Origin of the sequence: Gordonia sp. LUNF6 (genome assembly GCF_047041125.1) — a bacterium.
In the GTDB taxonomy this organism is placed as follows: Bacteria; Actinomycetota; Actinomycetes; order Mycobacteriales; family Mycobacteriaceae; genus Gordonia; species Gordonia sihwensis.
On the sequence record NZ_CP178181.1, the window covers coordinates 3,427,497 to 3,440,113 of the forward strand.

Sequence of the window (12,617 nt, forward strand, 5' to 3'; positions counted from 1 at the left end):
TACGGTGGAACCATGTCCGACCGCAGACCCATCGTCGTCCTGCTCACCGCCGACGGAGTCGAGCCGCCAGCCGACCTCGACGCGATGGCCCGGATCGCCGAGATCCGCACCGCGACGGACGGCACCCTCGCCGACGCGCTACCCGGCGCCGACGTCCTGCTGGTCTGGGACATCTTCTCCGACGCCCTGTCGCGCGCCTGGCACGCGGCGGACGCGCTGCGATGGGTGCACGTGGCCGCGGCCGGCGTGGACGCGATCCTGTTCGACGGGCTCCGGTCGTCGTCCGTACGGGTCACCAATGCGCGCGGCGTCTTCGACGAGCCGATCGCCGAATACGTGCTGGCCTGCATTCTGGCGCACGACAAGCTCCTCCACGAGACCGAGGAGTTCAGGCGCGAGGAGCGGTGGGTGCACCGGGAGACCCGGCGCGTCGCCGGCCGCCGTGCGCTGGTGGTCGGAACCGGGGGCATCGGGCGAGCCACGGCCCGGCTGCTGCGGCGCGTGGGGCTGCAGGTGCGCGGTGCCGGCCGACGGCCCCGCGAGGACGATCCCGACTTCGGCGTGGTCGTCGACTCGGCCGACCTCGCCGCCCACCTCACCGACGTGGACCACCTGGTGATGGTCGCGCCCCTGACGGAGACGACTCGGGGGATGCTCGGCGCCGGGCAGTTGGCGACCCTGCCCGACGGCGCGCACGTCGTCAACGTCGGGCGAGGCGCCCTGGTGGATCAGTCCGCGCTCACCGCCGAGATCGCGGCCGGACGGCTCTCGGCGCATCTCGACGTTCTCGACACCGAGCCGCTTCCCGCCGATGACCCGCTGTGGACGCTGCCCGGCGCGCACATCAGCCCGCACATGTCGGGCGACGTGATCGGCTGGCGCGGCACGCTCTCCGACCAGTTCCTCGGCATGCTGACCGACTACGCCGCAGGGCGCGATCCCGGGCCCGCCGTCGACAAGCAACGCGGTTACGTTCCCGGCCGCTGACCGCCCGGAGCCCGGAGTCCCACTTCCAGCGCGGCCTCGGCCATCGCGTCGATGAACGCCTGCAGCGACGATCGGTCCGAGTCCCTGGTGCGGTACGCGATCGACAGGTTGCGCTCGAATCTCCCGGCCAGCGGCGTCAGCTCCGCGCCCGGCGGCGGTGTCATCCCGCCGAGGTCGGACACCAGTGTCACACCTTGACCGGCGGCGACGAGCGCCAGCGCGGTCGACTGCTCGCCGACGACGTGCCGCACATCCGGTTCGAATCCCGCCTCCCGGCATGCCAGGCGCACCGCGCGGCCGAAGTGCGAACGCGAGTCGGACAGGATCCATGCGTCGGCAGCCAGTCCCGCGAGGTCGATCGGGTCGGGACCGGCGGCACCCGCGGGCGCCGCGACGTACATCCGCTCCACCGCGATCGTCTGCCGTTCCAGGGTGCGGATCCGCGGCATCGCGTAGTTCGAGTAGTCGATGACGAATGAGAGGTCGAGCGAACCGTCGCGCACCGCATCGGAACCCGCCTCGGGCGCCAGTTCCACCGACCGCACCGAGACTCCCGGCGCTCGCCGTTCGAGAATCGCCAGTCCGGTCGGCAGGAGCCCCGTCGCCACCGACGCCCACACGCCGGCGCGGAGCGTGGCGGACGAGGCACCGCGCAGTGATTCGATCGCGTTGCCCGCGCTCTCGACCGCGTCGAGGATCGACTCTGAGTGATCGGCGAGCACCATGCCGGCCTCGGTGAGTGAGATGCGGCGTCCGTGCCGTTCGAACAACGGAGTCTCCGCCTCCCGCTCCAGGAGCGAAAGCTGTTGGGACACTGCGGACGCCGAATAGTGGAGGGCGTCGGCCACCGCGGTGACCGTGCCGCGGTACCGAAGCTCCCGAAGCAGTTTCAGGCGGTGCAGCGAGACCTCCATGCATCGAGCCTAATCGGTAAAGCTGAACGGTCGTCTTCACAAATTCCACATGGACCCGGGCGCATCCGGAATCCGATGATGAGGACGACGGCGGATGTACGCACCCGCGAGATCGACCGTGAGGAGGACCGGCCATGACGCTCACCCCGACCGACCCGGCTGCCGCAGGCGGTCTGCCCCCGACCGAGGGCGTTCTGCACGAGACCGTCCTGCCCGCGCCCGGCTCCGGCGGGCGTCGACCGCCGTTTCTGCGCATCGAATGGGTCGACGACGAGACCGGCGCCGTGGGCTACCTCGTGATCGACACTCTGGTGCACGGGATGGCGACCGGCGGAACTCGCATGCGCGCGGGTTGCACCGTCGACGAGGTGGCCGATCTGGCACGCGGAATGTCGAACAAGACGGCGGCCTTCGACCTGCCCGTCGGCGGTGCGAAGGGCGGCATCGATTTCGATCCCAAGGATCCGCGGGCCGTCGATGTACTGACCCGCTACTGCGAGGCGATGCGTCCCTTCCTCGACAACCATTGGGTCACCGCCGAGGATCTCGGAGTGTCGCAGGAGCGGATCGACACCGTCTTCGCCCGTCTCGGGATGCGGCAGTCGTATCACGCGGCGATCGAGCGGTCGCCGGACCCGCGCGCGACCGCCGACCGCGTCTTCGCGGGTCTCAACGCCTACGCGCCCGGAGGACGCCTCGGCGACGTGGTCGGTGGCTACGGCGCCGCGCAGGCCGCTCTGGCCGCGGCCGGGGTTCGCGGCTGGGCGGTGCCGGAGACGACGATCGCGGTCCAGGGCGCCGGGACGATGGGCGGCGGCGCCGCGTTCTATCTGCACGAAGCCGGTGCGCGCGTGGTGGCCTTGGCCGATGCCGCCGGGACGCTCTACGACCCGGACGGGCTCGACGTCCCCGGGCTGCTCGACGCACGGGATGAGTACGGCGAGATCGATCGGACCGCGGTGCCGTCGCGGGTGATGCGCCTGCCTCGCGAGGCAGTTCTGGCGACCGCGTGCGACATCCTGGTCCCCGCGGCCGTGTCGTACGCGATCACCGGCGCAGGGTGCGGCGACGTCCGAGCGCGGATCGTGGTGGAAGCCGCGAACGCTCCGACCACCGCCGACGCCGAACTGGATCTCACCGCCCGCGGTATCGCCGTGATCCCCGACTTCATCGCCAACGCCGGCGCCGTCGCCTGGGCGTGGTGGCTGCTGCTCGGCCAGGTGGGCGAGGACTACCGCGACTCGTTCGACCGGTTGCGCACCCGGATGGATGCGAAGGTCTCGTCATTGCTGACCGGGTGGACACCGTCCGCCGGCCCCATCCGCTGGGCCGCCGACGTCTCCGCGCGCTCGCGCTCCGCGGAGCCGCTGGTGGTTCCGTAGCCCGACTCCGCGTAGGCGCGTCGGCGGGGTGACGCCCGACGCCGCGCGACCCGGCGGCGAGCGTAACGCACGCGTACGGTCGAGTGCATGGCTCACATCGCGATCATCGGCGGTCACGGAAAGATCGCCCTACTCCTGGCTCCCCTGCTCATCGCGCGTGGCGACGCGGTCACGTCGATCATCCGCAACGCGGACCATGCCGCAGACGTCGAGGCGACGGGCGCACGGGCACTGATCCTCGACATCGAGAACTCGACTGAGGGTCAGATCGCCGAGGCGTTGACGGGCACCGACGCCGTGGTCTTCAGCGCGGGCGCGGGCGGCGGCGACCCGGCACGCACGTACGCCGTCGACCGCGATGCGGCAATCGCCACGATGCACGCCGCGCAGTCCGCGGGTGTTCGGCGCTTCGTGATGGTCTCCTACCTCGGCGCCGGCCCCGATCACGGCGTGCCCGAGAGCGACTCGTTCTTCCCGTACGCCGAGGCCAAAGCCGCTGCTGACACGGCTCTGCGCTCGGCTGACCTCGACTGGACAATTCTGATGCCCGGCCGGCTGACGCTCGACGAACCGACCGGCGCGATCGACCCGGGCGCGACGCGCTCACCCGACAATCCCGGTACGTCGCGGGCGAACGTCGCACTGGTCGCCGCCGCGGTCCTCGCGACACCGTCGACGACAGGAAAGGACATCGCGTTCACCGACGGCGACGTACCCGTCGATCAAGCGGTGCGCTGACACCTACCGCCGATCAAGCGGACTTCCAGGTGGCGACCGCCCAGATGACGACCAGGTCGAGGGCGATGAGCAAGATGGACCACCAGGGGTAGTACGGCAGCCAGAGGAAATTGGCGATGATCGACAGCGATGCGATGACGATGGCCGCGACGCGCGCCCACACCGCACCGGTGAACATGCCGATCGCGATGATCATCGCGAGGACGCCCACCACGATGTGGATCCAGCCCCACGCGGTGGTGTCGAACTGGTAAACGTACTGCGGGCCGACGACGATCAGGTCGTCGTTGACGACCGCCGAAATACCCTGGAACAGACCGAGAAGACCGGCGACGAAGAGCAGGATCGCAGCGGCGAACGTGGCTCCGCCTGCGAGGCCCTGCCGTACCGGATGCGATTCGCGTTGATCGGGAACGGACATGAGAGAACTCCCATCGTGTTGATCGTCTGGCCCCATCATCGCGCTCGGCCATCCCTCGCACAACACCCTTTGCGAGTGATTCCGACGGCACGGGAGAATCCGGCGTGCTCGGTCCCGGTCAGATCAGCCTCAGCTCCCGCGCCCGCGTTATCGCGTCACGACGGCCGCGCCCCGAGCTTCTGGTAGATCGCGCGCTGATGCGTCTTGACGGTATTCACCGAGATGAACAGCCGATCGGCGATCTCGGCGGTGGTCGTGGCACCGAGCAGATGCCGGAGGACATCCATCTCGCGGGCGCTCAGCCGCGGAACCAGCCGGCCCGCCTCGTCGACGAGCCCGCCGGTACGGACCGGAATCCGATTGAGAAGGTCGAGTGCGAAGCCGCTGTGCTCCGTGCCGCCGGCGACCCGGTCGGACAGCAGTTCGCGCAAGTGGACTCCTCGTTCGAGGAACGACCGGCGAAGCCGATGACCGGCGGCGATGCCCAGGGCTCGGTCGAGGGCCCGCAGTCGCTGATCCCTGCTCGACCCTCCGCCGCTGTTCGCCGCGACGTCGAGGCACTCGGCCACCATTCCCCGGATCGAGTCCGCGTCGCCCGCGAAGCGGATGCCGACACGTCTGCGGTGGCGGTTCCGACTCAGCACCGCATGGGTGCCGATCGCTACGGTCACCAACGAGTCCGGAACGCCCGGGACCGACGCCGCGCGAAGTGCCTCGTCGGCGAACCGGAGCGCCTCGGCGACGGCTCGTCGCGCCATCATCAGCCGCGCCTGGAGGACCACCAGCACCACGGTCGCGTGGGGGCTGTGGACCGATGCGGACGCCGAATCGAGCCACGTCGCCGCATCGTCGAGGTCATCCCGGTCGAGCGCGATGCCCGCAAGCGCCAGATGTGCGGCCCCGGCCTGGACGGCGAGAGGACTGCCGAGCTCGTCGGCATCTGCGACCGCGCGGCGGGCGTGAGTTTCAGCCGCCGACAAGTCTCCGTCCTGCCACTCGAGAAGCGCGAGGTTCGCGCGGGCGTTGAGAACGGGAAGCAGAATCCGCGGGCCGCCCTCATACCGCAGCACGTCGGCGAGATCGGCTCGGCCCGCCACACGATCCCCCGACCAGAGCTCACAGGCTCCGAGGTTGCCGACCAGCGCCGTCCGAATCACGTCCCAGTCCGCCAGTCCGGAAGTCGCCAGCGCCTCTGGGTTCCGGTGCAGTCGATCGCAGCGTGCCCGCAACCCCGCCGGATCGTCGATCCACGGCCGCAATCCCAACTCGACCAATTCCAACAGGAACTCGTACCGGCGACGCCTGCGGCCCTCGAGGCGGCAGACGCGACCGTGCGCCGCCGCTGCCAACTCGTCCAGGTCGGCGGTCCGGCCCGTCATGGCCTCGGCCGTCGCCACCCCGATCGCCAACCCGGGATGAGTGAGAACCGCGTCCCGCGGAACTCGGCTCAACGTCGCCGACAGCCAGTCCGGCGGGCGCGCCATCGCCCACGCGATGATGTGGGTGCCGACGAGTTCGGAGGCCGCCTCCCACTCGTTCGCCTCGATCGCATGCTCCAGCGCCCGTCTGGGCATGCCTTGTTCACGAAACCAGTGCGCGGCCACCCGATGCGAAGTGGCCAGATCGCGCCGGTCGGTGATCCGGGAACGGAGCAGATCGAGCAGGAGCGGGTGCAGCCGGTACCAGCCGGGGGCGTTTGCGCTCTCGTGGACGAACATGTTGAGACCGGCGAGTTCGGCCAGCCGCTCACCGCTGTCTTCACCTCCGCCGAGAGCAGCGGCCAGTTCCGGACACACTTCGTCGGCGACGCAGACCCTGGTGAGGAAGTAGCGCCATTGCAGCGGTGCGCCGAGGAATACCTCTCGCATCAGATAGTCGGCGACGTATCCGTCCCGTCCGGAGAACTCGGTGGCGTACGCGTGCGGATCGGCCGCCGAAGCCAGACCGATGGCCGCGAGGCGCAGACCGGCGGCCCAGCCTCCGGTTCGCTCGACCAGCCGCTCCACGTCGTCCGGACCGACGGTCACCGACGCATCCGCCAGCAGCGCCGCCGCCTCGTGAACACCGAACCGGATCTCGTCGACGCGGACCTCGCTCAGCACCGATTCCACCCGCATGCGGTGCAGTGGCCACGGCGGATCGTGGCGCGTCACCGCGACGATGCGCACGCTGTCGGGCATCCGGTCCACCAGTTCCAGCAACTGCTCGTGCGCGCGGCCCGGTGACCGAGTGCAGGTCGTCGAGCACCAGCAGCAGGGGCCCGGAGTCGGCCAGGCACGACGCCAGCCGCGCGGGCACCTCCGCCGGCGAGCACGCGGAGAAGTCGATCATCGCGGCGAGCGCACGGGGATCACCGATGCCCATCTCGGCCACGGCGGTGACCACCGCCGACCAGAGCGCGGCCGGGTCGTCGCCGACACGGGCGAGATCGGCCCAGGCCGCCGGATGCCGGCGGTCGGTGAGCCATCCGGCGACCGCGGTCGTCTTGCCGTACCCGGCCGGGGCCCAGACCACGGTGACCGGCGTCGACCGGTACTCGTCGAGCAGTGCGTAGACGGTGCGGCGCGGCAACGCATTGCGGACGACGGGACGGTCGAACGGTCTCACCGCCTGCCCGTCCCTGAACCACGCCATTCGCCCATTGTTCTGCGGCAGAGCCGATTTCGAGGGCGATTTCACCCATTTACGGTAATTTCCGCGCCTACCGTCAGACGGAAGACTCGTCAGCGGTATCCGGCTCGGGGCTGGGGGATTCTCGACTACTCTGACGTTCCTGTCCACCGCGGGCGCGGCGCCGATCGCGTCCGGCCGGACGCGACGGCAGAACCGGAAGGGCTCGAGGATGTTTGATGCAAACGGCTTGGTGATCCTGGCAGTCGGCGCGCTGCTGTGTTTCTACGGGGTGCGGTCAGTGCATCTGGGCGTGATCGCCGCGGGATTCGGTCTGGGCTGGATCGTCAGCGGCCTGTTCAACGCCGGCGGTCTGACCATGTTCCTGTTCGGCCTGATCGGCGCGGTGTCGGCCTGGGTGGTCTGCTCGCTGATCTTCCGGTTCGCCGCGTACTTCGTGGGCGGCCTGACCGGAGCGGTGGGCGGCGCACGCCTCGCCGACCTGGTTCAGCCCGGCGACAATTCGTGGGCGGCCAGCGCGATCATCATCGTCGCCATCGCGGTCGCGGCCGCGTTCTGCGCCGACAAGTACCGCGCACGCGCACTGCTGTGGCTCACCTCCATCGGCGGCGCCAGCATGGTCCTGATCGGCGTCGGGCGCGCCTTCGAGCCGTTGAACTGGGTCGACAGTCCCGACTCGGCAGCGGCCAGCATCACCTCGAACGCGCTGTGGATCGCATTGTCGGTGGCGGGCTGGATCATCCAGCGGCGACTGTTCGCCGACCGCCTGGGCATCAAACCCCGCCAGAGCGAGGCCGCGGCCTAGGCCGCGCCTTCGTCGTCTCCGGGTGCGGGGATCTCCTCCCTGCGGTAGTTCGGCAGTCGGCCGGCCGGAATGATCGCGGTCGCGCTCACGGCGGCCAGGAACAGCAGTCCGAATCGCAGGGTCCGCAGACGCGTGTCCTCGTTGACCTCCACCGCGGCGTCGATCTGTGCCGGGGTCGCGTCCGTCTGCTCCTCGAGAGCGGTCCGCAGATTGTCGTTGCTGACGAAGTTGACGTTATCGAGATTCACCTGTTCCACCAGCGAGTCGGGCAGTTCCGGGTGGCTCGCGACCGACGATGCGACCGTGAAGCCGAGGATGGTGACAGCAGCGCGCCGGCCACCGCCGTGCCCACCGCCGAAGCCAGATTCTGTGTGGTGCCGCGGACCGATCCGACGTCACCGGCCAGACGCGTCGGAGCCGCGGTCACGAGCACGTTGAAGACGAGGGTGACGAGGGCGCCCTGCCCGATGCCGAACACGATGAGCCCGATGATCGTCGCCGCCGTCTCCCAGTTGTTGCTCACCACGAATGAGAGCCACAGCAGTGCCGCGGTGGTGAGGCCGAAGGAGAAGACGCCGATGGTGCGGGGACTGTAGCGCCGGTAGAACCTGATCACGAGGAGCGCGGTCACGAACACCGTCAGGTTGAACGGAATCATCGCGATCGCGGTGTCGAACGACGAACGGCCCTGAACGATCTGGATGTACAGCGGCACGGTGAAGTTCAGTGCGGCCTCCAGCGAGACGACGATGAACATGGCGTACACCGCGGCACGCTCACGCGAACTGCCGAGCACCGACAGATCGACCAGCGGAACCTTGCCCGCCTTCATCCGCGACCGGGTCCAGACGAAGAAGCCCTGGCCGACGATGAGACCGAGCACGATCATCAGTGGCGCCGGCGAGACTCCGCCGACGTCGAAGGGCGCACCGGCGTCGGCGAAGAACAGGCCCCACGAGTTGAGGTTGTTGAAGCCGAGCGTCAGCAGCACCACCGAGCCACCGATCAGCACCGCGCCGATCACGTCGATCTCGATACTCGGGTCACCCTTGTCCGAGCGGAGGGTGAAGCTGAGCGCGAAGACGATGACCGCCACAGCCAGGACGATGCCGAACACCGGCCGCCAGCCCACCGACGCACCCAGCGCACCGCCGATGAAGAAGGCGCTCATGCCGGAGACCGCACGAGCCGAGCCGAGCGATCCCACCGCCGTCGCCTGCTGGTCGCCGACGTAGTTCTCAGCGATCAATGCGACCAGCGACGGCACGATGATGGCCGCGGATGCTCCGGCCAGGCCCTGTCCGGCGATCGCCCACCCGACCGACGGCGAGAAGATCATCATCAGCGACGAGCAGGCGAAGGTGACGACGACGATCCGGAAGATCATCACCCATCCGACGCGCTGACCGAGTTTGCCGCCGAGCATCACCAATGCGGCCACGGCCAGCCCGTACATGACGATGGTGGTGCCGACGGCGGTGGGCGTGGCGTCGAAGTCGTCGACCATCCCGCCGATCGAGACCGGCAGCGCCGCGACGTTGAACGACATCAGGACCTGCGCGAAGAACAGTCCGATGAGCGGCAGCCACGAGCGCCGCTCCTCGCTGACCGGGACGGCGGTGGTCGTCATACTGCATCCTTTCGGGCGGCTGGTGCCGAAGAGTGGTGGGCGGGAGCCGAGGCGAAGATGTTCAAGCCGAGTGCACGTGAGAGATACGCGGTCGCCAACTGGCCGCGAACGCTGTTCCCGGCCGAATCCAGGAGGGGCGAGAAGGTGCCGATCGCGCCCTTGCCCGGGGCGATCGCGACGATGCCGCCCGAGACCCCGGACTTGGCGGGCAGGCCGATCTCGAACAGCCATTCGCCGGAACGCTCGTACATGCCGGTCGACGCCAGGACCGCGAGGGTGTCGCGGCAGACCTGGTCGGAGACCACCCGTTCACCGGTCACCGGGTTGACTCCGCCGTCGGCGAGCGTCGCGCCCATCACCGCGAGGTCGCGCGCGCTGACGCGGAGCGAGCACTGGCGCGTGTAGGTGTCGACCGCGTCCGACGGATCGATGTCGATGCGCCCGTAGCTCTCGAGCAATTGTGCGATCGCCCTGTTGCGCTGGTTGGTTCGCATCTCCGAATGGTAGATCTCGCCGTCGAGTTCGAGCTGCCGTCCGGCGAACCGGGACATCCCCGTCCGGATCACCTCCCACTGTTCGGCCGGCGTGGCTCCGGGGACCAGCGCCGTGGTGGCGATGGCGCCGGCGTTCACCATCGGATTCATCGGGTGACCGTTGTTGAGTTCGACGGCGATCACCGAGTTGAACGACAAGCCGGTGTTGTTCACGCCGACCCGATCCTTGATGACGCCGTGGCCCACGGCGTCGCAGACCATCGCATAGACGAAGGCTTTGGAGATCGACTGAATCGAGAACAGCGTCTCGCACGAGCCGGCGCCGTGGACCGATCCGTCGATCTCTCCGACCGCCAGCCCGAACAGCTCCGGGTCGGCGGCCGCCAGCCCCGGGATGTAGTCGGCGACATGCCCGTCGGCATTGGACGCGTAGCGCGCATGCGCCTGGACGGCCAGGGTCTCGACGCGGTGCCATCCCGGCATGGCGCCGGTCGAGACCTGCTGAGCCACATCGTTCACGGTTCTATCCACCGGCGTTCCTCTCGTCGACGCGCACTTCGTCGTCCGGTCATCGTAGGTTCCGCACGTTCCGGGCCGCACACCGGCTTTCAGCGTCGACGAGAGTCCCGAACCTCTAAACTCTTAGCGCAATGGCTGCCAACTCCCACCGGCCACGCGCCGAGCATCTCGGCCCCGAGCGTCGTCGGCCCCAGATCCTCGACGCCGCGCTGGACATCGCCGTCTCCGAAGGCGTTTCGGCCGTGACCGTGGCGTCGGTGGCCGAGCGGCTGCGCGTCACCCGGCCGGTGATCTACGCGTGCTTCGCCAACCGCGTCGACATGATCGCCGAACTGGTCCAGCGCGAGGAGGGCCGGCTGCGCGAATCGATGACGACCGTGCTCCGCAGGCGAGCCGTCGACGCCGACGCGACGGTCTTCATCGACGGTTTCCGCGCGCTGCTCAACACCGTCGCCGAACAGCCCAAGACCTGGCGGCTGGTGTACGGCTCCCCCGACTCCGAAGTCGCGGAGTTCTTCGGCCGGGGACGGGCCGACGCCGTGGCCCGCTGCACCGATCTGCTGCGGCCGACCCTGGCGGCGTGGGGGATGCCGGAGGCGGACATCGACAAGAAGCTGTACCCGCTGGTGGAGTTGTGGGTCTCCGCCAGCGAGGGCGCCGTTCGCTCCCTGCTCGCCGATTCTCGTTGGGCGCCGGACGAATTGGCCGAATTCCTGGGCGAGAGCGTGTACCGCGCACTGCGGACGGCCGTCTGACGCCGCTGCGCGAGCTCGGGCGGTCAGCGGCGCAACGGGGCCGTGGCGTCGAACGCCTCCACACGGCTCCCGCTGTGCCAGGCGTGCCAGCGCCGCCACCGTCTCATAGACCCGGCCTGCCACCACCGATCCACACCCGGCAGTACGCGGCGCGCCACTTCGATCACGGCGATGAAGGGCGCCCGTCCGATCAGCATCGCGACGCCGGGCAGCCCGCTCGGGAGCCGGTGGGCGCGCCGGTTCCAGGGCAGCATGAACAGCCGCGTGTAGCCGGCCTGCAGATGCAGGTGGAACAGGGCACGCAACCGGCCCGGGCCGCGCATTCCCGGATGCGGCGCGAACGCGGGGACGAACGACTCCACCAGTTCGGAACCGAGACCGCCGGAGTCGTGTTTGCGCGTGGCGTCGAAGTAGTAGAGCAGCCGGAGGCCGTCGGCATAGGTATCCGGATACATCTCGTCCACCCGGCAACCGACCAGGTGACCGAGATACCGATTGAAATGGAGGACGGCGCGGACCTCCGACGGACTGGTCAGGAAGCCGAGCGCGGTCAGCCCGAAAGCCGGACCCACGCTGCCGCCGAGGAGGGTCAGCATCATCTCGCTCTGGCTGATCGGCAGACCGTACCGTTCGGCGTCCCACTCCGGATGCGCAAAGACGCGCGCCCGCACCGACACGTGCATCACGCGGACTCGCAGCGAGATGGCGCGCGCCGTCGACCCGGGAGTGAGCACCGCCCCCGGACGGCAGACCTCCAGCCACCACCGACTCGTCTCGAGATATCGGTTCAGCGCACTCGATCCCGCGTATCCGCCGGCGAGTGAGAGCGGCACCGCGAGAGACGCCTCGGTGTAGGTGTCCATCGTGCCCGCATTCCCGACCGCTCCGAGGTTGTAGCCCCAGCGTCGCCACACCGCCGCGCCCTGCTCCACCAGGTCCGGATCCACCCAGTCCGGGACCGTCTCGAACTCGGCGAAGAGAGCCCGCATCGATTCGGGCGCGTCGGGAACGTTGTCGATCCCCACTCGCAGCGCCTCGTCGAGGAGTTCGCGCGCCGCCGCACCGCCCATCTCACCGTGAAAGGTCTCGGCGACGAAGGCCTCCGCCGTCGGGTCGCCGGCGAGAAGTCCCGCAGCGAACGCCGAGCGCACGTCGTCGCCGGGAAACAGATCCACTCCCGTAATCCGCTCGATTCGATTCCGCAACCGCAGATGCGCGGGCGACACGACCAGTTCCATGCGGCAAGAGTAAGAGATGAACGCACCATTTTGAGACTGTTTGACTATATCGTCTCACCGGCTGCACGCGCACCAGCTCCCCGCGGCGGGGTCCCGAGCCACC

13 protein-coding genes are annotated in these 12,617 nt (G+C 69.2%); 6 read left to right on the forward strand and 7 right to left on the reverse strand.

The genetic code is table 11. The features are described 5' to 3' along the window. Nucleotides 1-12 precede the first annotated feature (12 nt). Nucleotides 13-987, forward strand: coding sequence for a D-2-hydroxyacid dehydrogenase (locus ACK8HH_RS16035; RefSeq protein ID WP_006896104.1), 975 nt, complete (start codon nucleotides 13-15; stop codon nucleotides 985-987). On the opposite strand, the gene ACK8HH_RS16040 is transcribed toward ACK8HH_RS16035, so the two are convergent. Continuing rightward, entirely contained in the window at nucleotides 969-1,901 is a 933-nt protein-coding gene (locus ACK8HH_RS16040) for a LysR substrate-binding domain-containing protein (RefSeq protein ID WP_006896103.1), read from the reverse strand. The two genes, ACK8HH_RS16035 and ACK8HH_RS16040, sit on opposite strands and share 19 nt — an antisense overlap. 134 nt (nucleotides 1,902-2,035) lie before the next feature. Between ACK8HH_RS16040 and ACK8HH_RS16045 the strand changes: the two genes are divergently transcribed. Further along, nucleotides 2,036-3,283, forward strand: coding sequence for a Glu/Leu/Phe/Val dehydrogenase dimerization domain-containing protein (locus ACK8HH_RS16045; RefSeq protein WP_412475338.1), 1,248 nt, complete (start codon nucleotides 2,036-2,038; stop codon nucleotides 3,281-3,283). A gap of 87 nt (nucleotides 3,284-3,370) precedes the next feature. Further along, nucleotides 3,371-4,021 (forward strand): NAD(P)H-binding protein, encoded by a 651-nt coding sequence (locus ACK8HH_RS16050; RefSeq protein ID WP_006896100.1) that lies wholly within the window; start codon nucleotides 3,371-3,373, stop codon nucleotides 4,019-4,021. Between the two features lie 13 nt (nucleotides 4,022-4,034). Here ACK8HH_RS16050 and ACK8HH_RS16055 read toward each other — a convergent pair whose 3' ends face one another. Both ACK8HH_RS16055 and ACK8HH_RS16060 read right to left on the reverse strand, forming a co-directional pair. Beyond that, nucleotides 4,035-4,442 carry a hypothetical protein gene (locus ACK8HH_RS16055; protein WP_006896099.1) on the reverse strand — a complete coding sequence of 136 codons (408 nt, stop codon included), beginning with the start codon at nucleotides 4,440-4,442 and terminating at the stop codon, nucleotides 4,035-4,037. Between the two features lie 155 nt (nucleotides 4,443-4,597). Further along, a complete protein-coding gene (locus ACK8HH_RS16060; protein WP_412475339.1) occupies nucleotides 4,598-6,622 on the reverse strand; it encodes a LuxR C-terminal-related transcriptional regulator in 2,025 nt (674 codons plus the stop codon). Between the two features lie 41 nt (nucleotides 6,623-6,663). On the opposite strand from ACK8HH_RS16060, the gene ACK8HH_RS16065 reads away from it, so the two are divergent. After that, nucleotides 6,664-6,996 carry a hypothetical protein gene (locus ACK8HH_RS16065; protein WP_045538282.1) on the forward strand — a complete coding sequence of 111 codons (333 nt, stop codon included), beginning with the start codon at nucleotides 6,664-6,666 and terminating at the stop codon, nucleotides 6,994-6,996. A gap of 288 nt (nucleotides 6,997-7,284) precedes the next feature. Beyond that, nucleotides 7,285-7,878, forward strand: a complete 594-nt coding sequence (locus ACK8HH_RS16070) for a hypothetical protein (protein ID WP_006896097.1) — start codon at nucleotides 7,285-7,287, stop codon at nucleotides 7,876-7,878. Here ACK8HH_RS16070 and ACK8HH_RS16075 read toward each other — a convergent pair. The 3 genes from ACK8HH_RS16075 to glsA are packed head-to-tail and all read right to left on the reverse strand — an operon-like array spanning nucleotide 7,875 to nucleotide 10,533. Continuing rightward, nucleotides 7,875-8,126, reverse strand: coding sequence for a hypothetical protein (locus ACK8HH_RS16075; RefSeq protein ID WP_231650181.1), 252 nt, complete (start codon nucleotides 8,124-8,126; stop codon nucleotides 7,875-7,877). The genes ACK8HH_RS16070 and ACK8HH_RS16075 overlap by 4 nt on opposite strands. Beyond that, nucleotides 8,123-9,508, reverse strand: a complete 1,386-nt coding sequence (locus ACK8HH_RS16080) for an MFS transporter (RefSeq protein ID WP_231650179.1) — start codon at nucleotides 9,506-9,508, stop codon at nucleotides 8,123-8,125. The genes ACK8HH_RS16075 and ACK8HH_RS16080 overlap by 4 nt, the downstream gene beginning before the upstream one ends. Next, nucleotides 9,505-10,533, reverse strand: coding sequence for a glutaminase A (gene glsA, locus ACK8HH_RS16085; RefSeq protein ID WP_222111085.1), 1,029 nt, complete (start codon nucleotides 10,531-10,533; stop codon nucleotides 9,505-9,507). The genes ACK8HH_RS16080 and glsA overlap by 4 nt, the downstream gene beginning before the upstream one ends. A gap of 119 nt (nucleotides 10,534-10,652) precedes the next feature. Between glsA and ACK8HH_RS16090 the strand changes: the two genes are divergently transcribed. Next, nucleotides 10,653-11,276 carry a TetR/AcrR family transcriptional regulator gene (locus ACK8HH_RS16090; RefSeq protein ID WP_006896093.1) on the forward strand — a complete coding sequence of 208 codons (624 nt, stop codon included), beginning with the start codon at nucleotides 10,653-10,655 and terminating at the stop codon, nucleotides 11,274-11,276. 23 nt (nucleotides 11,277-11,299) lie between these two features. Here the strand turns inward: ACK8HH_RS16090 and ACK8HH_RS16095 are convergent, their stop codons facing one another. Further along, nucleotides 11,300-12,514: an oxygenase MpaB family protein gene (locus ACK8HH_RS16095; protein WP_375003518.1), complete on the reverse strand. Its 1,215-nt coding sequence runs from the start codon at nucleotides 12,512-12,514 to the stop codon at nucleotides 11,300-11,302. Between the last annotated feature and the right edge of the window lie 103 nt (nucleotides 12,515-12,617).